A 20,793-nucleotide genomic window follows, 5' to 3' on the forward strand; every position below is an offset into this window, starting at 1 on the left:
TCGCCTCTTCCGATCTGAAGGAGCAAAACGGATAAATCCGAAGAATAGCCCTACCGGAAGTCGCGGGAAGCCGGGGTGACCGGTGGGGTCGCCGCCTCCAGTCGATCCGCCACCAGGTTGAGCACGCCCTCCGCCTTCTCCAGCCGCCCTCGCACGATCAACGCCGAGCTGGTCTTCGCCACCCGTCGGTATCGCTGCCACAGCCCCGGCGAGCAGGTCACATTCAGCATGCCGGTCTCGTCCTCGAGGTTCACGAACGTCACCCCGCCCGCGGTCGCCGGCCGCTGCCGGTGGGTGACGATCCCGCCGACCCGGATGCGGGTGCCCGCCTCGACCCGGCCGAGCTGCGAGATCCGCAGCGCGCCCACTCGGTCGAGCTCGCCCCGGATGAACTGCGCCGGGTGCGCCTCGGGCGAGAGCCCGGTCGCCCACACGTCCGCGACCAGCTTGTCCACCTCGCTCATCCCGGGCAGCATCGGCGCGTCGGCCCCGCTCACCGTGCCCGGCAACTTGTCCGGCTTGTCCTGCGCGGCCGCACCCGCCGCCCAGAGCGCCTCCCGGCGCGAGAGCCCGAACCCCGCGAAGGCGTCGGCCGTGGCGAGCGCCTCCAGGTGGGTGGTGGTGCATCCGGTACGCCGGGCCAGGTCGGTCATGCTGCGATACGGACCATGGGCGCGGCGCTCGTCCTCGATCGCCTGGGCGAGCTCCTCCCCCACCGTACGGATGCTAGAAAGCCCTTGCCGGACGGCCGGCCCGCCCAATCCCCACGCGTGCGGCGGCTCCCCGGGCAGGGCCACCGGCCTGGTCTCGGGTGTCCGCTCCAGGGTGGCCGCCGCGTCGCTGAGGTTGATGTCCGGGCGCCGCACCTCGACGCCGTGCCGCCGCGCGTCGTCGACCAGCGTCTGCGGCGAGTAGAAGCCCATCGGCTGCGCGTTGAGCAGCGCCGCGCAGAACGCCGCGGGGTGGTAGCGCTTGAGCCAGGCGCTGACATACACCAGGTACGCGAAGCTGATCGCGTGGCTCTCGGGGAAGCCGTAGTTCGCGAACGCGCACAGCTTGACGTACAGGTCGTCGGCCAGCTCGCCGGAGATGCCGTTGGCGGCCATGCCCTGGTAGAGCCGCTCGCGCATCTCCTCCATCCGGCGCACCGAGCGCTTCGAGCCCATGGCCCGGCGCAGCTTGTCGGCCTCCAGCGGGCTGAAGCCGGCCGAGTCCATGGCGAGCTGCATCAGCTGCTCCTGGAAGAGCGGCACGCCCAGCGTCTTCTCCAGCGCCCGGGCCATCGTCGGATGCGGCATCGTCCACTTCTCGATGCCGTTCTTGCGCCGGATGTAGGGGTGCACCGAGCCGCCCTGGATCGGCCCGGGCCGGATCAGCGCCACCTCGACCACCAGGTCATAGAAGACCTGCGGCTTGAGCCGGGGCAGGGTCGCCATCTGCGCGCGGCTCTCCACCTGGAACACCCCGACCGAGTCGGCCTGGCACAGCATCTCGTAGACCTCGGGGTCCGACGGCCGGATGTTCGAGAAGTCGAGCTTGCTGTCGATCATGTCGAACGCGTAGTGCAGCGCCGACAGCATGCCCAGGCCCAGCAGGTCGAACTTGACCAGGTTGATCGCGGCGCAGTCGTCCTTGTCCCACTGCAGCACGGTGCGGCCCGGCATCCGCCCCCACTCGACCGGGCACACCTCGCTCACCGGCCGGTCGCAGATCACCATCCCTCCGGAGTGGATGCCGAGGTGCCGCGGGAAGGTCTGCAACTCGTTGGCGAACGACACGACCTGTTCCGGGATGTCGTCGACGTCCACGGTCGCGACGTCACCCCAGCGGTCGATCTGCTTGCTCCACGCATCCTGCTGACCGGGTGAAAAACCAAAGGCTTTGGCGATATCGCGTACGGCGGAGCGCGGCCGGTACGAGATCACGTTGGCGACCTGCGCGGTGTGCCGGCGACCATGCTTCTCGTACACGTGCTGGATGACCTCCTCGCGGCGGTCGGACTCGATGTCGACGTCGATGTCGGGCGGGCCGTCCCGCTCGGGGGCCAGGAACCGCTCGAAGACCAGGTCGTACTCGAAGGCGTCCACATTGGTGATGCCGAGCGCGTAGCAGACGATGGAGTTCGCGGCCGAGCCCCGGCCCTGGCAGTAGATGTCGTTGTCCTTGCAGAACTTGACGATGTCGTAGACGACGAGGAAGTACCCCGGGAAGTCCAGCTCCTCGATCATCGCGAGCTCGTACTCGAGCTTGGCGTAGACCTCGGGCACCTCCTCGGGCAGGCCGTACCGCTGCAGGGCGCCACGCATCGCCAGCTCGCGCAGCCAGCCCATCTCGGTGTAGCCCGGCTCGGGGATCGGGAAGGCCGGCAGCTGCGGCGCCACCAGCTGCAGGTCGAAGGCGAGCGCGAGGCCCAGCTCGGCGGCGCGCTCGACGGCGCCGGGATAGGCGGCGAACCGGCGGGCCATCTCGGCGCCGCTGCGCAGGTGGGCGGTGCCGGCCGCGGGCAGCCAGCCGTCCAGCTCGTCGAGGCTGCGCCGGGCCCGCACGGCGGCGACCGCGGTGGCGAGCTTCCTCCGGGCCGGGATGGCGTAGTGGACGTTGTTGGTGGCGACCGTCTGCAGCTTTCTCCGTCGCGCCAGCTCGTACAGCACGTCGTTGCGATCGCCGTCATAGGGGTCGCCGTGGTCGGTCAGCTCGACCACGACGTGCTCCCGGCCGAAGAGCGCGACCAGCCGGTCGAGCTCCCGGTCGGCCTCCTCGATCCCGCCGGTGGCGAGCGCCCGCGGCACCGGTCCCTTGCGGCAGCCGGTCAGCACCATGACGCGGTCCCGCAGGTGTCCGGCGATCTTTTCCAGGCCGCCGTACTCGGGCTTGCCTTTCTCGCCGCCGGCCAGCTGACCCTCGCCGATCAGGCTGCCCAGCGCGGCGTACCCGGCCGCGTCCTTGGCCAGCACCAGCAGATGCCGCCCCTCGGGATCGGGCTCGCCGTTCTGCGGCTTGGTCAGCCCCAGCGACAGCTCGGCGCCGAAGATCGTGGGAAGGTCGAGATCGCGGGCCGCCTCGGAGAACCGGACCACGCCGTAGAAGCCGTCGTGGTCGGTGACGGCCAGGCCCGTGAGGCCCAGGCGGGCGGCCTCCTCGGCCAGCTCCTCCGGATGGCTCGCGCCGTCGAGGAAGCTGAAGTTGGTGTGACAGTGCAGCTCCGCGTACGGAATGGTCTTTTCCTGGTTTTTGACCAGCGGCGGCGCGTGATAGGGCTGGCGCTTCCGGCTCCAGACCGGCGAATCGCCGCCGTCGGCGTCGATGGCGAGCGGATCCACCGCGTACGGCTTCTGCCGGTCCTCGCCGATCTGGCGAATGCCCTCGCCCTGGGGCGGCTTGACCGGACGCCCGGTCAGCGCGGCCTCCAGCTCCGACCACGGCTTCTTAGGATTGTCGAAGCCCATCGCTACCGCCGCCGCTCAGTCATAGATGGCCTCCACCGCCCAGTGGCCGCCGGCCAGGGAGAGCAGGAGGGCACGGCCGTCCTCCAGGACCACCTGGAAGCGGGCCCGGCGGCGGCTCTCCTCGCCGGCCCACCAGCGCTCGTCGATCGGCCACGGTCCGGCCCAGCCGGTGATCGTGATCGGATCGCCGCGCTCGACGATCAGGGCGGCGGGATCGCCGGTCAGATCGAGGCGGGCGCTGACGCCGACCGGCGTGCCGGTGTCGTCGAGGACCACCGCCGCCGGGGGCTGCAGGGGTACCACGGCGGGCGCGGGCTTGGGCAGTCGGCCCGGCCACGGCGGCAGCGCCACCAGCGGGGGAACGCGGCGCCCCCCACCCTTGCGGCGCCCGGCCGGCACGCCCACCACCGTCACGCCGCCTGCCGGCCCGCCCGACGTCTTCGCTCCCCACCCGGCCGCTGTTTCCGCCCTCCGCCCGGCCGGCGTTTCATTCGGTGGCGCTTCATTCGGGGGCGGCTCATTCGGGGGCGGCTCATTCGGTGCGGGGCCGACCACTCGGAGCCTGGCCTTCACGGGCTCGGGCTGCTCCTCCGGCGCCGGCGGGCCGGCGGCGCGGGCCGCCCGGCGGGACTCCAGGTGGATCACCTCGGCTCCTTCCGTCGGCGTTCGCGATTCGGTCGGCGTTCGCGATTCAGTGTCCTCTGTGGGCTGCTCGTCCGGGGGTTCCTCTGCCGTCGGCAGAATCAGTTGCAGCGAGAGCGCCGGGGCCTCCGAGCGGGCCAGCAGGGGGGCGGTGCCGATCTCCGGGACCGGCTCGACGTGCGGGGCCGCCGGGCGAGCTGGCTCGCGCTCGTCGCCCCACGGGACCAGGCGGATCTGGTCGTCGGCCGAGCGGCCGCCCCCGAGGACCGGCGTGACCAGCGCCTCCGGGCCGAGCAGGCCCTGCACCCGGCTGAAGGCGCGGTGTGCCCGCTCGCGGTCGGCGCCGGCGTCGCCCCAGAGGCCCGGCTGAAGTCCGAGGTGGACGAGTACGCCGTCGGGGATGAGCCGCAGCCGCACCAGGCCCGCGGTGGGCCGGGTGGCCGTCCCGCGCCGGGCGCCGGTGAGCCAGCCGTCCAGCTGCCAGCGGACCCGCTCGGCGATCGCCGCCGCGGTCAGCGTGCCGTCGTGCCGCCACACCCGGTGCAGCTCCTGCCCGTCCGCGGTGACCGCCTCGATGCCCAGCCGGGTGCAGGCCAGGCCGTGCGCCGCGAGCCTCTCGTGGAGGCGCTCGGCCAGCACCTTGCCCGCGAACGCCGCCACGTCCACCCGCGCGAGCGGCTCGTCGTAGGTGTCGGCGACATCCAGGTCGGGCGGCGGCTGCCGCACCGCGAGCGGCCGATGATCGCGTCCCGAGGCGAGCCGATGCGCCAGCGCCCCGTCGAACCCGAACCGGCTCAGCACGTCCGCGGCCGGCAACCCCGCGAAATCGCCCAGCGTCTTGACTCCCAGCCGTTTGAGCAGGTCGGCCAGCTCGGGTCGCTCCAGCGCGTCGATCGGCATCCCCGCGAGGAAGGCCGCGGTCTCGCCCGGCGCCACTACCCGCCCGTCCCGCGCCGCCAGTCCCGCCGCGAACACTCCGTCGGCGATTCCCACCTGGCTCTCCACCGCGCAGGCCTCGGCGATCTGCTCCACGATCCGCTCGGCCGCCGCCTCTTCGCCTCCGAAGTACCGGGCGGGCCCGCGCGCCGCGAGCGCACAGGACCCCGGCCGGATCACCTCCACCCCCACCGCCGCCTCCTCGACGGCGGCGACGACGGGCTCGAACGCCCGGGCATCCCGCCCCGGGTCGTGCTCGACCACAACCAGCCGGGGACACCGGCTCTGCGCCTCCCGGCGGCGCAGACCTTGCCGTACGCCCTCCCGCCGCGCCGCCTCCGAGCAGGCAACCACCCTGTTCTCCCGCAGCACGACAACCGGCCCGCTCGCGTCCACTCCGTCCACGATCTCGGCCGCCACCACGGCCCAGTCCGGGCACCAGACAAGAAGCGTCCGCACCTCACCACCCACGTCACACCGCCGCCAGCCGGTGCTGATGACTTACCGTCCGCCGCGCACGCCAACTCATCAAGATCTCCGCCGATGCGGCGGGAGCGGGCGAGGTAGCACCGGCGGCGGGGGAAAGCGTGGGCGGGGCGGAGCCGGCGACGGGCGGGAGCGTGGGCGGGCGGACCGTGACGCCCGGCATCCACATGGTCAGCTCCTTGGGACGGGCGGCGGCGCCGCGGCCCCGGGCCAGGACGGTCACCTCGCGGCGGCGCAGGCGGCCGCGGCCGGCGCCCAGGCCTTCCCAGCGGCCCGCGGTCACCTGGAGGGTGACGTCGGCGCCGTCCCAGTGGCCGAACGGGACCAGCACGCAGCCGCGCTGACGGGCCCGCGCCACCAGGCGGCCGGCGATCGCCGGGGCGATGGCGCCGGGGACGGCGGCGACCACCACGTCGACGCCGTCGATCAGGGCGGCCACCACGGTGGCCCACTCGGGTCCGGGGTTGGGCACCAGCGCCAGCCGGCCCAGGGCGATGCCGCTCTCGGCGGCGGCCACGGCGCCCAGCGCGGGCACCCCGACGACCGCGCACCACGATCCGGTGCGCGAGGCCTCGGACAGCAACGCGAGCAGCAACGACGTCCCGCCACTGGCCGGCTGCGAACGCCCGGTGGCGACCGCGATGGTGCTGCCTCGCCGCAGCCCGCGCCCGGGCAGCAGCCCGCTCAGCTCGGGCGCCACCGGAAGCATCCGATGCACACCCGGCTCGGCGGTCTCCCCTGCCGTCCGAACCAGTTCCGCAAGGGCGGCCGCACCGCTGATCATGCGTCCCGCCATCGTTGCCTCGCTCCGTGTTGCCGTGCTTGCCAAAATCCCCCGAAACCGGACGAAACGAACCGGGGCGAACCGCGCGCCACCCGCCATGCCGTTCCCGGCGGCCCAACCCAGGGCGAATGGGTCGCCGGCAGACGGGGGTTCATCGCCGTCACGCCGGGAGAGGCCTCACCGGGAGGGGGCGCGGAGGCCGATATCAGGCTCAGGTCGACAAAGCGCCAGGTGGTGAATGGCGCCAGACGAAGGCCCGGGACTGCGTCGAAAGGTCAGGCGGCCAGCGGAGGTTGGTAGGCCACGCCCAGAGAGGACTCGACCACCGCCACGAACTGCTCGGCCGCCCGCAGGAGGTCGTCGGCCTCCCGGGAGGTCACGACGCGCGGGATGCCGGCCTCGGCCGCGGCTCGCTTGGTGGCGCCCAGGGCGAAATAGCTCGCCCAGTCGCCGAACTCGGGGGCCACCAGGACCAGCAGGGACCAGACGCTCGTCACCCGGCTGCGGCGGGTGGGCGCGGCCGGGCGGGCCCGCGCGGCCAGCACAGCGGCGGCGGCTCGCAGGGCGGCCAGGTGGGCCGCCGCGTAACGCAGGCCGTCGGGGCGGGTCAGTGCCGCCTCGGCGAGGCCCTGCCGGGCGATGGCCAGCAGTTGGGCGGGAGTGCGGTGCGGCAGCATGTGCGCCGGGACCGTGGGCGCCTCCGCCTGGACGGCCGCTGTCGGCGCGTGTGCCAAGCCGGGAGCCCGTAGGAGGGCCGGCGCCGTGTTGCTCGCCATAGGTCGTGTCTCCTCGCGTGTGTCGCATCCGACGTGCTGTGGTGCCGACCGGCCGTGATGCCGAACCGATCGCCGTGTCGAACCGATCGCTGCGGAGGAAGGCGCAGCGCCCGTGTGGGCGAGCCGGCCGGGCGTGAAGCTTCCCCACACCACACCCGGCCGGACCTTGCCGGCGGGTCCGTCGCCCACCACCCGGGGGTCGGGGGGCGGCGGGCGACGGTCCTGCCTTGTCTGAGAGCGCCGGACCCGCGAATGCCCGGAGCCTCTCGTGCGGCACTTCGCGGGTGCCGCACCCGGGAGCCACGCCGCGAAACATCGCTCCCGGAGTCAGGACGAACCCCGAAGCTCCGAAGGGAGGCTTCGAACATCCGTTCTAACTATCCGAGAGACTAGCACGCCTGTACGACAAAATCCGCTCGTGGGCGCGACCCGGCTACGACAAAACCTTTTCGAAGTTGAGCTCGTTGTACTCCGCGTCGCCATAGGGCGGGATCTCGCGGTATCCGCTGCTCCGATACAGCGCCGCGGCCTCGGGCAACGCCCGGCTGGTGCCGAGACGCAGCGTGCGATACCCCTGCGCGCCGGCCCGGCTCTCCAGCGCCGAGAGTAGCCGCCGCCCCAGCCCGAACCCCCGGCAGTCCGGATCGATCCAGACGTGGCGGATCTCGGCCACCCCCGGGGAGAGCACCTGCCAGATCCCGCACCCGACCGCCGCCGACGGCTCCTCCGCGGCCACCAGGAACTCGCCGCCCGTGGTGGCCAGCTCGCCCGGCCGCAGCAGCGCGCTCGACGAATATCCCGACACGAAGCGGGCGTCGAGCTCGGCCGCATACCGCGCGAGGCACCACCGGGCCAGCGCGGATGAATCCGCGATCTCGGAGATCGACACGGAGGCCAGCCGCAGCAGCCCCCGCACCTGCTCCTGAGCGGCGACCAGCCGATCCCGCTGAGCCGGCGTGAGCTGCCCGAGCAGGGAACCCACGCTCTCCCGGGCCCGGGCATCCAGCTCCGCCCGCGCCGCCATCCCGGCCGGCGTCAGCGAGGCGACCCGCACCCGCCCGTCGCCGGGATGCGGCCGCACCTCGACCAGCCCCTGCCCCTCGAGCGATCGCAGCAGCCGGCTCAGGAAGCCCGAGTCGAGCCCGAGCGACGACCGCAGGGCGCGCAGATCGGCGCCCTCCCCGATCTCGAACAGCAGCCGCGACTCGCTCCACGGCCGGTCCAGCCCGAGGTAGTGGTCACCCAGCACGCCGAGACGGCGCGTGTAGTAGCGGTTGAAGTCGCGTACGAGCTCGATCTGGTCCACGCCTCATAATCTCTGACTCAGGTCAGATATTTCTAGTGACAGGATGACGGCAACTCGAAAATGAAGGGATCCGGAGATGGATCGGACCGTCGTGATCACGGGCGCGAGCTCCGGCGTCGGCCTCGCCGCCGCCGAGCAGCTGGCCGCCGAGGGCGACGAAGTCGTGGTGGTCGGTCGCAACCCCGAGCGCCTCGCCGCCGCCGTGCGGCGGGTGGAAAACGCCGCGAAGGGCCCCAAGCCCGGCCAGTTCCGCGCCGACTTCGAGTCCTTCGACGACGTACGCCGGCTGGCCGATCACCTGCTCACCACGTACCCGAAGATCGACGTCCTGGCGAACAACGCCGGCGGCATCGTCGGCGGCTATCGCCGGACCCCGGACGGCTACGAGGCCACCATCCAGGGCAACCACCTCGCCCCCTTCCTGCTGACCCACCTGCTGCGGGAGCGGCTCGCCGGCAAGCGCGTGGTGAACACCGCCTCGGAGGCGCACCGCGAGGGCGCGCCCGACCCGGAGGACTTCGTCGGCGATCCCGGCAAGTACCGGGCCTACCGCACCTACGGCGCGTCCAAGTCGGCCAACATCCTGTTCGCCGCGGAGGCGCACCGCCGCTGGCCCGAGATCCTCAGCGTCTCGTTCCACCCCGGGGTCGTGCGCACCAACTTCGGCACCGGCCGGGCGATGCGGCTGTTCTACAAGTACGCCCCGGGCCTGGTCCCGCCGGAGAAGGCGGGCGCCCTGCTGGGCTGGCTGGCCACCGCCCCGGCCGAGGAACTGGTCGGCGGCGCGTACTACGTCGGCCACCGGACGAAGGAGCCCCGGCCGCACGCCGCCGACGCGGCACTGGCGAGCCGGCTCTGGGACGCGAGCGCCAAAGCTGTCGGACTGCAGGAGTAGAAAGGCAGCATGAGATACCGGACCCTCGGCGCCAGCGGCTTGCGCGTGTCCGAGCTGATCCTCGGGGCCATGACCTTCGGCGAGCAGGGCGGCGTGGGCGCGCCGATCGAGGAGTGCCGCAAGATCGTCGATGCGTATGCGGAGGCCGGCGGCAACACGATCGACACCGCGATCAACTATCGCGGCGGGCAGAGCGAGGAGATCCTCGGCGAGCTGCTCCAGGGCCGCCGCGAGTCGTTCGTGCTGTCCACCAAGTACACGGCCAGCCGCGACCCCGGCGACGCGAACGCCGGCGGCAACGCCCGCAAGAACCTGCGGCACTCGCTGGAGACCAGCCTGCGCCGGCTGCGCACCGACTATCTCGACCTCTACTGGGTGCATGTCTGGGACAAATCCACCCCGATCGACGAGACGATGCGGGCGCTCGACGAGGCCGTACGATCGGGAAAGTCCTTTATATCGGCATCTCGGACGCGCCGGCCTGGGTGGTCGCGCGCGGCCAGACGCTCGCGGAGTGGCACGGGTGGAACCCGCTGACCGCTCTCCAGGTTCCCTACAACGTGCTCGACCGCGACATCGAGCGCGAGCTGCTCCCGATGGCCGAGTCCCTCGGCCTCGGCGTGACCGCGTGGAGCCCGCTCGCCGGTGGCATCCTGTCCGGAAAATACAGTAGAAATCCGACCGGGCGGACACGCCTCGACCCGGCCAAGATCGACGACCGCCAGCAGCGGGCCGCCGACGAGGTGCAGGCGGTGGCCGACGAGATCGGCGCCACCCCCTCCCAGGTGGCCATCGCCTGGACCGTCGCCAGATCGAAGGCGATCGTCCCGATCATCGGCGCCCGGTCCCTCGATCAGCTCACCGACAACCTCGGCGCCAAGGACGTCACCCTGACGACCGAGCAGGTGGACCGGCTGACCGGCGCGACCGGCTTCGAGCGCGGCTTCCCGCACGACTTCATCGACGGGATAGCCCCGTGGGTGTTCGGCAAAGCCCTGATCACAGAATGACCTGATCACAGAATGAGTGGTATGGAACAGCATCCCAACGTGGTCGCCGTCCGCGAGGCCCTGGAAGCGGCCGGCGCGCGCACCTCCGAGGTCGTCGTGCTCGACGACGCCGTGCACACCGCGGTGGCCGCGGCCGAGGCGCTGGGCGTCGAGGTCGGCCAGATCGCCAACTCGCTGATCTTCGACGCCGAGGGCGAGCCGCTGCTCGTGCTGACCTCCGGCGCGCATCGGGTCGACACGACCAAGGTCGCGGCCGGGCTGGGCATCGCCAAGTTGCGCCGGGCCTCCCCCGAGTTCGTGCGCGAGCACACCGGCCAGGCGATCGGCGGGGTCGCGCCGCTGGGCCACCCCAAGCCGGTGCGCACGCTGGTCGACGTCGACCTGGCGAAACACGACGTGATCTGGGCGGCGGGCGGGGTGCCGCGCGCGGTCTTCCCGATCACCTACGCCGAGCTCGTCCGGGTCACCGACGGCACGCCCGCCGAGGTGGCCTGAGGCCGCATGCCGGTCACGCTGCACGTCTGGCGGGTGCCCCGCCACCGCATCCCCGCGGCCATGCTGCAACTCGCCCTGGCGCGGCGGCATCGCGGCCGCTTTGTCAAATTTCTGGGTACGAGCAACGGCTTCCAGCCCCAAGATGCCGACTTGACGCGATACGCGGCGGTGACCGTCGCCGACGAGCCGGTCGAGTACCCCGCCTGGGATCGCCTCGCGGACGAACGAGCCGTCGTCGATCTCGAGCCGCTCAGCAGCCGGGGAAGCTGGTCGGGCCGCCGGCCGTTCGGGGCGCCGGCCAAGCGGGCGGACGGCACGACGCTGGTCCTCACCCGCGCCCGCCTGCGCCCCACCAGGGCACTGACCTTCTGGCGAGCGATACCGCCGGTGGTCCGCGAGCTCGGCACGGCGCCGGGGCTGCTGGCCAGCTTCGGCATCGGCGAGGCGCCGATCGGCTGGCAGGGCACGGTGAGCGTGTGGCGTGATGCGGCGGACCTGACGCGGTTCGCGTACCGTCAGCCGGAGCACCGTGCGGTGATCGCACGCACCCCCACCGATCGGTGGTACGCCGAGGAGTTGTTCGCCCGGTTCGCCGTCCGCGGGATCACGGGCGACCGGTCGGTGCTGGGGTGGCTGGAGGAGGGGCAGACTTAGGTATGAGGCTCGTTGCGTGGCAGCCGGACGACCTGCTGCGGCGGCTGGACGACGTGGTCGCCGTCTACGGCGAGGCGATGGGCTACCGCCAGGAGCTGCTGCAGACCCGCCGGGGCTACATCGGCGCCCACGTCCGGCGGCCCGGCTTCCGCGCGGTCGCCACCCTCACCACCGACGGACGGCTCGCCGGCTTCGGGTACGGCTACACCTCCGGCCCCGGCCAGTGGTGGCACGACCAGGTACGCTCGACGCTCGACGAGCCCGCCCGGCAGCACTGGCTCGGCGACTGCTTCGAGGTGGTCGAGCTGCACGTCCGGCCGGCCGCCCAGGGCCACGGCATCGGGGCGCGCCAGCTGCGGGCGCTGCTGGCGATGGCCGACGGCAAGACGGTGCTGCTGTCGACCCCGGAGGCCGACGAGCAGAAGTCGCGGGCGTGGCGGCTCTACCGCCGCTTCGACTTCGTCGACGTGCTGCGCGACTTCTACTTCCCGGGCGACGAGCGGGCGTTCGCGATCCTCGGCCGCGAGCTGCCGGTGGCCGACCGCCCCGCCGAGGACGCACCGGGCATCGTCGGCATTTGAGAAAGCATCCGTTCTGGGCGCTGCTCGCCGCCCTGATCCTGACCCAGATCTGCTATCCCCTCGCGGGCGGCGGCACTCGGGCGGCATTGACCGTTTCGACCGTCCTGATCGGATACGTCTTCTCGGTCACCCACGCCGCGGCAACCCGCGGTCCCCGCGCCGCGCTCGCCCTCGTCGGCACGGCCACCCTGGGCGGATTCGCGGTGGAGGCGATCGGCGTGGCCACCGGCTTCCCGTTCGGCACCTACGACTATTCCGGCGAACTCGGCCCCAAACTCCTCGACGTCCCGCTGATCATCCCGCTGGCCTGGACCTGGATGGCCTGGCCGGCCTGGCTGGCCGCGATCCGCCTGGCACGATCCGCGCCGATGCGGGTGGCCATCGCCGCGTTCGGCCTCGCCACGTGGGACGTCTTCCTCGATCCACAGATGGTCGCCGAGGGCTATTGGCGCTGGCAGGACCCCACTCCCGCGCTCCCCGGCGTCGACGGCGTTCCGCTCGGCAACTACCTGGGCTGGCTGGGCTTCGCGCTGCTGCTGATGTCCAGTCTTTCTGCCGTTGGCGGAAGACATATCAAAACCCCAGGTCACGCGGATGCGCCGATCATCGCGCTCTGGTTCTGGACGTACGCTTCCTCCGTGCTTGCCCACGCGGTGTTCCTGAGCCTCCCCGCCTCCGCGGTCTGGGGGGCCGTCCTGATGGGCATCGTCGTGCTTCCGCTCGCCGTCCAGCAGGTGAAACGCCGATGATCTGGCTCATCCTGCTGCCCTTGGCGGCGCTCACCGCGCTCACCGTGCACACCGCGATCAACGCCGCTCTGCTCCGGCGCCTCGGCCCCGGGGAGCCCGCCGAGGTCACCGAACGGGTCGCCGTCCTGCTGCCCCTGCGCAACGAGGCCGATCGCGTCACCCCCTGTCTCGAGGCGCTGCTGGCCCAGCGAAAAGTTCGCCACCTGACCATCCACGTCCTCGACGACGGCTCCACCGACGGCACGGCCGAGCTGGTCCGATCCCTCGCCGGCGACAAGGTCGAGCTGATCGCCGGCGCCCCGCTTCCCGAGGGCTGGCTGGGCAAACCGCACGCCTGTCACCAGCTGGCCGAGGCGGCGGCGGAGGCCGACATTCTGTCCTTCGTGGACGCCGACGTGATCCTCGGGCCGCATGCGCTCGCCCGGGCCGCGACCATGCTGCGCGAGACCGGAACGACCTTGCTTTCGCCGTACCCCAAAATCACCGGAACCGGCCGCCTGCTGCAACCGATGCTCCAATGGTCTTGGCTCACCTTCCTGCCCCTGCGCCTGATGGAGCGCTCCGCGCGCCCGTCGCTGGCCGCGGCCGGCGGCCAATGGCTGGTCGCCGACCGGGCCGGCTATGCGAGATCGGGCGGCCATGCCGCGGTGCGCACCGAGATCCTCGAGGACATCGCGCTCGCCCGGCAGATCAAGCGCACCGGCGGCCGCATCGCCCTCGCCGACGCGTCGCGGCACGCGACCTGCCACATGTACTCGTCGTGGCGCGGCCTCACGGCCGGATACACCAAGTCGCTCTGGGCATCTTTCGGCTCCGGTCCGGCGGCGGCTCTCGTCGTGGTCCTTCTTCTTTTTCTGTACGTGTTGCCGGCCGCGGCCGCGCCGATTCTGGCCGTCACCGGGTTCTCGCGTGCGTCGTTGGTCGCGCTCTGCGCGTATGTCCTGGCCGTGACCGGCCGCGCCATCACCGCGTACGCGACCGGCGGACGCGCCTGGCCCGACGCCCTGGCCCACCCGGTTTCGGTGATCCTGTTCGGCTGGCTGACCGCTCGCAGCTTCGCCCTGCGCCGTCGCGGCGCCCTCACCTGGCGGGGCCGGTCGCTGTGAGCCGCATCGTGGTGATCGGCGCGGGCGTCGGCGGCCTGGCCGCCGCGATCGGCCTGGCCGAGGCCGGCCACGACGTCGAGGTCCACGAGCGCGCCGGCGCCCCCGGCGGCAAGCTGGGCAGCTACCAGCGGGACGGCTTCCGCTTCGACACCGGCCCGAGCCTGCTGACGCTCCCCCAGGTCTTCGCCGACCTCGGCCTCGGCCTGCCGCTGCGGCCGCTCGATCCGGTGGTCCGCCACTTCTTCCCCGACGGCACGGTCCTCGACTCCTCGTCCACGCACGAGACCTTCCTCGATCGCATCGCCACCGGGCTCGGTCCCGAGGCCGCCGACGACTGGCATCGCTTCTGGCGCCGGGCCGAGCGCATCTGGCGGGCCTCCTGGCGTTCCGTCCTGCGCCACCCGGTCACCCCAGCCACCCTGGCCGCGCTCTCCTGGCGCCTGCCCGACCTGGCCGCGATCGCCCCCGGCCGCACCCTGCGCGACCTGGGGTGGCGTTACCTCCGCGACCCCCGCCTGCGCATGCTGCTCGACCGTTACGCCACCTACACCGGCGCCGACCCCCGGCGCGCGCCCGCCGCCCTGGCCGCGATCCCCTACGCCGAGCTGGCCTTCGGCGGCTGGTATCTGCCGGGCGGCCTGACCACCCTGGCCGACGCGATGGTCGCCCGCTGCGCGGCCCTCGGCGTCCGCCTGATCCTCAACTCGGAGGTGACCGCCGTCGAGCCCTTTGGCGTCCGCGCCGCCGACACCAACGGTCCCGCCGGCGTCCGCACCGCCGAGACCTTCGTGCCCGCCGACGTCATCGTGTCCGATGTGGATGCGCTGACCCTCTATCGCGATCTGCTGCCGACCCCGGGCCGCCTGCCGTCGCTGACCGATCGCAGCCTCGCCGGTTTCGTGCTGCTCCTGGCCGTCCGCGGCGAAACCCCGAAGCTCGCCCACCACAACGTCTTCTTCCCGAGCTACTACGACGCCGAGTTCGACGCGATCTTCGGCTCCCCGGCCCGCCGCGCCCGCCCCGCCGACGACCCCACCGTCTTCGTCACCCGGGCCGACGACCCCGCGGTGCACCCGCCCGGCACCGAGGCCTGGTTCGTCCTGGTCAACGCCCCGCGCCACGGCACGTCCTGGTCGGCGACCGACTGGCGGCGTCCCGGCCTCGCCGACGCCTACGCCGACCACGTCCTCGAGCTGCTGGCCCGCCGTGGCCTCGACGTCCGCGACCGCCTGCTCTTCCGCGAGACCCGCACCCCCGCCGACCTGGCCGTCGCGACCGGCGCCCCGGGCGGCGCCATCTACGGCACCACCGGCGGCCTGCTGCGCCCGGCCAACCGCGGGCCGCTCGGCAACCTCTTCCTGGTCGGCGGGTCCGTCCATCCCGGCGGCGGGCTCCCGATGGTCACGCTTTCCGCCCGGATAGCGGTGGACCAGATCGGCCCGGCCTGATCGATACTTGTGGCTCCGACGGCAGGGGGTGGCAGTGGACGCGGCGAGCAGCGTCGTCAGATTCGTGCAGGGCGACGACCTGCACACCAACCGGCCCGATCCCGGCTATCGAATCGTCCCGCTCGACCTGCCCGCCGCAGCGGCCCCGCAGAGCTTCCGCGGCCGGCCGAGCCGGTTGCTCGCCGACGCGCACCGGTTCATCGCCTTCCACGGCCGCGCCGAGGAGCTCGATCGTCTTCGCGCCTGGCGGGACGGGCGCGAGCAGTTCGGCGTGATGCTCGTGCACGGCGCCGGCGGCCAGGGCAAAACGCGGCTGGCCCGCGAGCTCGCCGGCCGGTCCGCGGCCTCGGGCTGGACGCTGCTCACCCCCCGCTCCGGCCCGGCCCTCGGCCCGGCCCGCCTCCCCGCCGACGGCCGCAACCGGCTGGTGGTCGTGGACCACGCCGAGCGCATGCCGGCCCCGCTGATCAGGTCGGTGCTCGCGGACGCCCGCCTGCACGACCGCCGCACCCGGATCCTGCTGCTGGCCCGCCCGGCCGGCGGCTGGTGGCAGCGGATCGGCCGGCACGTGCGCGACCGGTTCGCCGTCGAGCCGGCCACGCTGGCCCTCAATCCCCTGCCGGCCGGCTCGGGCCAGCGCGAGCGGCTCTTCGAGGCGGCCCGGGACGGCTTCGCGAAAGCCCTGGAGATCCCCGAGGCGCTGACCGTCGCGCCGCCCGGGGACTGGTCGCCCGCCGCCACCGCGCTGGAGATCCAGATGCGGGCGCTGGCCGAGGTGTACGGCGCCGAGCGCCGCGATCACGTGCCCGCCGAACCCGGCGCGATCTCGGCCTACCTGCTCGGGCGCGAGCTCGAGCACTGGGCCGGGCCGCCGACGGCTGGGGCGCAGACGGCTGAGGAGCAGACGGCTGGGCCGCAAACGGCTGGGGAGACGGCCGGGCCGCAGACGGCCGGGCGGCACAGCAACGCCCGCACGGTCTATCTCGCCTGTCTGGCCGGCCCGCTGTCGCACGGCGAGGCGACGGCGCTGGTCGCCGCGACCGGCCTCGCCGCGACCGCCGCCGAGGCCGGCAGCCTGCTCGACGCGCACCGGGCAAGCTACCCCGCCGGCGAGGCCGGCTTCCTCGCGCCGATCCAGCCCGATCGCCTGGCGGAGGACTACATCGCGTTGTGGGCGACCGGCCTGCACGGTTTCGACGCCGACCGGTGGACCGCGAACAAGCTGCCCGTCGTGCTCTCCGCGCTGGCGCCGCACCGGGTGTCCTCGTTTCTCGCCACCGCGGTCGCCGTGGCGCAGCGGTGGGCCGCGTTCGGCCACGATCACCTCGGCGTGCTGCTGCGAAGCCATCCCGAGGCAGTGCTCGCGGCGGGCGGGCCGCTGCTCGACGCCCTGGCCCGGCTGACCGGCCTGGACGCGGCCACGCTGACGGCGCTGGAGGCGGTGATGCCGCTCGAGGGGCCACCGGACGTGATGGCACCGCTGGCGACCCTGACCCTGCGCCTGTACCGCCGGCTCCGCGAGACGGGCGCGCCGGAGACGGCGTACGCGCCGCTCGGATATCGCCTGGCGCGCCGCCTCGTCGAGGCCGGGGCCGCCCGCCGCGCGCTCGAGCCGATCGACACGGCGATCGGCTTCTGGCAGCTCCGGCCCCGATATCCGGCGTTCTCCCTGGCCCGGGCGTACGGCTGCCGGGCCGAGGCCCTGGCCGGCCTGGACCGGCACGCCGAGGCCGTCGCGGACGCGCGGACCTCGCTGCGGCACTGGGAGGCGGCGGGCAGCGCCAGCGGCCTCGCCGCCCAGCTCGAGTCGCTCGCCGGCCTGCTCGGCCAGGCCGGCGACCCGGGCGCGGCCGCCGCCCACCAGGCCGAGGCGACCGCCCTCTGGGAGGCGCTCGCCGAGCAGGACGCCGACGTGCAGGTACGCCTCGCCCGATCGCTGTCGGCCGAGGCGCGCTACCGCCGGGCGACCGGCGAGCACGAGGCGTCGGCCACCGCCGCCCGCAAGGCCGCCGTCGCCTGGCAGCGCATCGACCGGGCCATCCCGGACGGCCGTCATCGGCCGGATCTCCTCGACGCCTGGAGCGCGCTGACGGCGGCCCGCGCCGCGCCCGCGCCGCTGCGTCTCAAGGCTGCCGGGGGCGCGGCCCTCGGTCTCGGCCGGCTGGCGGCGCGGGACATCACGGTGCTGCCCCGAGCCGCCCAGGCGATGGCGATCTGGGCGATCCTGCTCACCCGGGCCGGCCGGCGCGACGAGGCGATGGACCGCGCGGAGGAGGCCTGCCGGATGTCGGTCTGGCTGGTCGAGCGGTACGAGGAGCGCTATGTGTCGCTGCACGCCGCCGTCCGGCTCGCCCGGGCGCGCGCGGACGGGAGCCGGTCCGTGGTGGACGGCGCCGAGCGCTTCTACCGGGTCACCCGGGCGAAACACGGGACGACGGCCGAGGACGAGCTGGTCACGGCCCTGCTGCGCGAGGAGCCGACGGGCTGATCGGCCCGGGCGGCTCGGATGCGGCGGTTCAGGCGGGCGCGGCCGTTCAGGCGGGCGCGGCCGTTCAGGCGGGCGCGGCGTGCGCGGCGAGGAAGGCCTTGGCCATGGCCGAGGACAGGTCGGCCGGGTTCTTCGCGGCGATCGCCTTGCCGTCGGTGGCCTTGGCGATGTCGTTGAGCGTCGCCATGTCGGCGTCCGGGCCGAAGCCGACGCCGATCACCGGGACCGGGCTCGTCCCGCCCTGGACCTTGCCGAGCTTGGCCAGGAACGTCTTCTTCGGCATCGCATACGACGACTCGGCGTCGGCGCCGTCGCTCAGGACGATCAGCAGCGTGATCGTGTTGGGCTTGACCTTGGGCCGCATGACGGCCTGGGCGTCCAGGATGGTCTGGAACAGCGGGGTGCCGGCGTTGTTGGGCGCCTTGTAGCCGCCCATGGCCCCGGCCAGCGCCTGCCGGCGGGTGGCCGTGCCGACCTTGTCGTTGATCGGGCCGAACGGCACGACCTCGGTGTGCGGCGGGCTCTTCGGATTCGGGGTGTTGAAGAACCACATCCCCACGCTGGTCTCGTCGCCGAGGACCTGGGTCGCGGCCAGGCCGGACTCGCGCAGCAGCGCCGCCTTGGTCGTGGGCCGGCCGGACTTGTCGGTGGCCGGCTTGTTCATCGAGCCCGAGGCGTCGATCAGCAGCAGCACCTGGAACGCCAGGGTGCGGTACTGCGCCCACTGCACGGCCGGCGCCAGCAGCTTGTCGGAGCGCTCGGGCACCGCGACGGTGTGCTGCATCGCGTACGTCCGGAAACCCGCCTCGGTCAGCTGCGGCTTGCCGATCGCCGCCCGCAGCTTCGCGGCGAGGTCGGCGTGTTTGGTCGAGGTGGAGACCGCGTACGGGTAGTCGGCCTCGATCAGCCCGTCGGCGGGGAACGAGCCGCTCAGCGGGATCCCGTTGCCGGCGCGCTGATAGGTGGTCAGTTGCTGCTCGGTGATCGGGAAGACGCCGATCTCCTGGGCGGCCGCGTTCGCGTCCGTCTGCGCGGCCACCTTGCGCAGCAGCTCGGCCGGGTCGGCGGAGGCGTCCTTGAGCCGGCTGCGCAGGGTGAGCGCGCGCAGCTGGGCGATGCCGGCGTCGGGCGTGCTGCTCGCCATGGCGGTCTGGATGGCGTAGACGGCCAGCATGCCGACGCTCGAGTGCAGCGGGTCGGGCATGGTCACCGCGGGGATCTGGTGTCCGGCGACGCCGGCCAGCAGCTGCATCCAGGAGGTCCGGTCGCCGTGCGCGTAGCGACCGGCGATGGTGGTGGGCCCGGCCAGGACGATCGGGCTACGGGCGATCGGGTCACCGTCCACGCGGTACGCCTCGACGCCGCCCACCAGAGAGATCCGCAGCCACGCGCTGGAGGAGGGAATCCAGACGTCGGGCTGGTCGGGGGCGGTGGCCGTGACGGCCGGTTCCTGGGCGGTGACACCGATCGCCCCACAGTCCGCACCGTTGTTCACGGTGCGCGCCGCGTCCCGGACCACGGGGGCGATCTCCGGGGCGGCGACGACGTGCAGGAGCGTGTCGGGGCACGGTCCCGCGGGGCGGGCGAGCTGTTCGCCGGGCTTCTGCGAGTACAGCCACCAGGCCGTGCCGCCGGCCACGACGACGAGCACGACCACGATCATCGCGGCCAGGAGAAATCGGACGGCCGGGCTGGCGGGCTGTTCGGGGTCCGGCTCAAGGTCCGACACTGCCCACCGATCCTTCCCGTCCGATTACTCCTGGTCGATTTCGAACGAGGCCGAATAGTAGCCAGGCGCGCGCCGAAAGCAATAGGGAATCTGACGAAATTCCGGCGGATAAAAATATCGGCCGCCAATACGGAGAGTGAGCCCGAAAAACGGGCTGCGAGCAGGTAAAACGCCGTGAACTGCAGCCTCTTCGGTCAAGATCGAAATGTCGCGACCGCGTGCCGTGATGTCAGTCGAAAAAAGTCATTTCTAGAGCGGTCGCACGCCGTACGGCAGATCCCCCGCCGCGACGTGCCCGAGCAACGTCGTACGCAAGGCCTCCGCGGCATGGGGAAGCACGGACCGCTTGCGATGCGCCAGGGCGATGGTCCGTCTCATCCCGGGCGGCGCCAGCGGCGTCGCCCGCAGCATCGGCCGGTTGGCCAGCACCATGCTCGGCACCAGCGCCGCCCCCAGCCCGGCCTCCACGAAGGCGAGCACCGCGTCCATCTCGCCGCCCTCGACGGCGAACTTCGGGGTGAAGCCGGCCTGACGGCAGGCCTCGAGGGTGACGCCGCGGATGTCGTAACCGGCCCGGAACATGACCAGCGGGATGTGCTCGAGCTCGGAAAGGGCGATCTGGTCGGACGGCGTGGGCGGCGGCCGGTCGAAGGCCGAGGCCACCACGAGGCTCTCGCGCAGGACCGGCACGCTGGCGAGCGCGGGGTCGACGCCCTGGTCGGGCTGGACGATCAGGGCCAGGTCGAGGGTGTGCGCCAGCAGGTTCTCGATGAGATCCTGGGAGCTGCCCTCGTCGACGTACAGCTGGATGTCGGGATGTTCGGCGCGGAAGGTGCGCAGCACCTCGGGGACCAGGGACGAGCAGAGGCTGGGGGTGGCGCCGAGCCGCACGTCGCCCCGGCGCAGGCCGACGATGTCCTGGACGGCCTCGCGGGCGGCGTCGGCGTCGGCGACCATGCGCTGGGCCATCGGCAGCAGCGTCTCGCCCGCGACGGTGAGTGTCACGGCGCCCCGGATGCGTTCGAGGAGCGGCGCGCCGAGGCTCTGCTCGAGGGTGTGAATTTGTTTACTGAGCGTCGGCTGCGAGACGCCCAGATTGTCCGCTGCTTGGGTGAAATGTCGAGTTTCCACCACGGCCAGAAAGTAGCGAAGCTGTTGCAGCTGCATGTCCATAGCCTATCGCTATGGATACCTACCCGATCATGCATTAGACGAATCGCATAGGGCCTAAATACCGTTCTTCTCGTGGCGGTAGACACGAG

General features: G+C 72.7%; 15 protein-coding genes and 1 pseudogene. 9 read left to right on the top strand and 7 right to left on the bottom strand.

What is annotated here, in order from left to right:
- Positions 1-50: 50 nt before the first annotated feature.
- The 5 genes from ACFQS1_RS04795 to ACFQS1_RS04815 all read right to left on the bottom strand — a co-directional run bounded on the left by ACFQS1_RS04795 (position 51) and on the right by ACFQS1_RS04815 (position 8,376).
- Positions 51-3,446, bottom strand: coding sequence for an error-prone DNA polymerase (locus tag ACFQS1_RS04795; protein ID WP_378964814.1), 3,396 nt, complete (start codon positions 3,444-3,446; stop codon positions 51-53).
- 15 nt (positions 3,447-3,461) lie between these two features.
- Entirely contained in the window at positions 3,462-5,483 is a 2,022-nt protein-coding gene (locus tag ACFQS1_RS04800) for a DNA polymerase Y family protein (RefSeq protein ID WP_378964815.1), read from the bottom strand.
- Positions 5,484-5,496: 13 nt separating this feature from the next.
- Positions 5,497-6,306 carry a hypothetical protein gene (locus ACFQS1_RS04805; protein ID WP_378964816.1) on the bottom strand — a complete coding sequence of 270 codons (810 nt, stop codon included), beginning with the start codon at positions 6,304-6,306 and terminating at the stop codon, positions 5,497-5,499.
- 263 nt (positions 6,307-6,569) lie between these two features.
- On the bottom strand, positions 6,570-6,971 hold the full coding sequence (locus tag ACFQS1_RS04810) for an SAV_6107 family HEPN domain-containing protein (RefSeq protein ID WP_378965027.1): 402 nt from the start codon (positions 6,969-6,971) through the stop codon (positions 6,570-6,572).
- Between the two features lie 532 nt (positions 6,972-7,503).
- Entirely contained in the window at positions 7,504-8,376 is an 873-nt protein-coding gene (locus tag ACFQS1_RS04815) for a bifunctional helix-turn-helix transcriptional regulator/GNAT family N-acetyltransferase (RefSeq protein ID WP_378964817.1), read from the bottom strand.
- Positions 8,377-8,452: 76 nt separating this feature from the next.
- Here ACFQS1_RS04815 and ACFQS1_RS04820 point away from each other — a divergent pair, with 76 nt between their 5' ends.
- The 9 genes and pseudogenes from ACFQS1_RS04820 (at position 8,453) to ACFQS1_RS04860 (ending at position 17,802) form a co-directional block, all read left to right on the top strand.
- Positions 8,453-9,271 (top strand): SDR family NAD(P)-dependent oxidoreductase, encoded by an 819-nt coding sequence (locus tag ACFQS1_RS04820; RefSeq protein WP_378964818.1) that lies wholly within the window; start codon positions 8,453-8,455, stop codon positions 9,269-9,271.
- 69 nt (positions 9,272-9,340) lie between these two features.
- A pseudogene (locus ACFQS1_RS04825) lies at positions 9,341-10,281 on the top strand (aldo/keto reductase).
- 21 nt (positions 10,282-10,302) lie between these two features.
- Positions 10,303-10,776, top strand: coding sequence for a YbaK/EbsC family protein (locus tag ACFQS1_RS04830; RefSeq protein ID WP_378964819.1), 474 nt, complete (start codon positions 10,303-10,305; stop codon positions 10,774-10,776).
- A gap of 6 nt (positions 10,777-10,782) precedes the next feature.
- On the top strand, positions 10,783-11,430 hold the full coding sequence (locus ACFQS1_RS04835) for a monooxygenase (RefSeq protein WP_378964820.1): 648 nt from the start codon (positions 10,783-10,785) through the stop codon (positions 11,428-11,430).
- A 2-nt stretch (positions 11,431-11,432) separates the two neighbouring features.
- Positions 11,433-12,011: a GNAT family N-acetyltransferase gene (locus ACFQS1_RS04840; RefSeq protein ID WP_378964821.1), complete on the top strand. Its 579-nt coding sequence runs from the start codon at positions 11,433-11,435 to the stop codon at positions 12,009-12,011.
- Positions 12,008-12,760, top strand: coding sequence for a carotenoid biosynthesis protein (locus ACFQS1_RS04845; protein WP_378964822.1), 753 nt, complete (start codon positions 12,008-12,010; stop codon positions 12,758-12,760). Before ACFQS1_RS04840 ends, ACFQS1_RS04845 begins: the two co-directional genes overlap by 4 nt.
- Positions 12,760-13,866: a glycosyltransferase family 2 protein gene (locus ACFQS1_RS04850; protein WP_378965028.1), complete on the top strand. Its 1,107-nt coding sequence runs from the start codon at positions 12,760-12,762 to the stop codon at positions 13,864-13,866. Before ACFQS1_RS04845 ends, ACFQS1_RS04850 begins: the two co-directional genes overlap by 1 nt.
- A complete protein-coding gene (locus tag ACFQS1_RS04855; protein WP_378964823.1) occupies positions 13,863-15,314 on the top strand; it encodes a phytoene desaturase family protein in 1,452 nt (483 codons plus the stop codon). Before ACFQS1_RS04850 ends, ACFQS1_RS04855 begins: the two co-directional genes overlap by 4 nt.
- A 34-nt stretch (positions 15,315-15,348) precedes the next feature.
- Positions 15,349-17,802: a P-loop NTPase family protein gene (locus tag ACFQS1_RS04860; RefSeq protein WP_378964824.1), complete on the top strand. Its 2,454-nt coding sequence runs from the start codon at positions 15,349-15,351 to the stop codon at positions 17,800-17,802.
- 64 nt (positions 17,803-17,866) lie between these two features.
- Here the strand turns inward: ACFQS1_RS04860 and ACFQS1_RS04865 are convergent, their stop codons facing one another.
- Both ACFQS1_RS04865 and ACFQS1_RS04870 read right to left on the bottom strand, forming a co-directional pair.
- On the bottom strand, positions 17,867-19,531 hold the full coding sequence (locus ACFQS1_RS04865) for a hypothetical protein (protein WP_378964826.1): 1,665 nt from the start codon (positions 19,529-19,531) through the stop codon (positions 17,867-17,869).
- 249 nt (positions 19,532-19,780) lie between these two features.
- Positions 19,781-20,704: a LysR family transcriptional regulator gene (locus tag ACFQS1_RS04870; RefSeq protein ID WP_378964827.1), complete on the bottom strand. Its 924-nt coding sequence runs from the start codon at positions 20,702-20,704 to the stop codon at positions 19,781-19,783.
- Positions 20,705-20,793: the final 89 nt, after the last annotated feature.

This window comes from Paractinoplanes rhizophilus (assembly GCF_042664765.1).
Classification (GTDB): Bacteria; Actinomycetota; Actinomycetes; order Mycobacteriales; family Micromonosporaceae; genus Actinoplanes; species Actinoplanes rhizophilus.

Excerpts from the sequence above, each read along its gene's own strand:
- ACFQS1_RS04795 (WP_378964814.1), bottom strand. The coding sequence starts at position 3,446 with ATGGGCTTCGACAATCCTAAGAAGCCGTGGTCGGAGCTGGAGGCCGCG.
- ACFQS1_RS04870 (WP_378964827.1), bottom strand. The coding sequence starts at position 20,704 with ATGGACATGCAGCTGCAACAGCTTCGCTACTTTCTGGCCGTGGTGGAA.
- ACFQS1_RS04805 (WP_378964816.1), bottom strand. The coding sequence starts at position 6,306 with ATGGCGGGACGCATGATCAGCGGTGCGGCCGCCCTTGCGGAACTGGTT.
- ACFQS1_RS04810 (WP_378965027.1), bottom strand. The coding sequence starts at position 6,971 with ATGCTGCCGCACCGCACTCCCGCCCAACTGCTGGCCATCGCCCGGCAG.
- ACFQS1_RS04835 (WP_378964820.1), top strand. The coding sequence starts at position 10,783 with ATGCCGGTCACGCTGCACGTCTGGCGGGTGCCCCGCCACCGCATCCCC.
- ACFQS1_RS04820 (WP_378964818.1), top strand. The coding sequence starts at position 8,453 with ATGGATCGGACCGTCGTGATCACGGGCGCGAGCTCCGGCGTCGGCCTC.
- ACFQS1_RS04830 (WP_378964819.1), top strand. The coding sequence starts at position 10,303 with ATGGAACAGCATCCCAACGTGGTCGCCGTCCGCGAGGCCCTGGAAGCG.
- ACFQS1_RS04840 (WP_378964821.1), top strand. The coding sequence starts at position 11,433 with ATGAGGCTCGTTGCGTGGCAGCCGGACGACCTGCTGCGGCGGCTGGAC.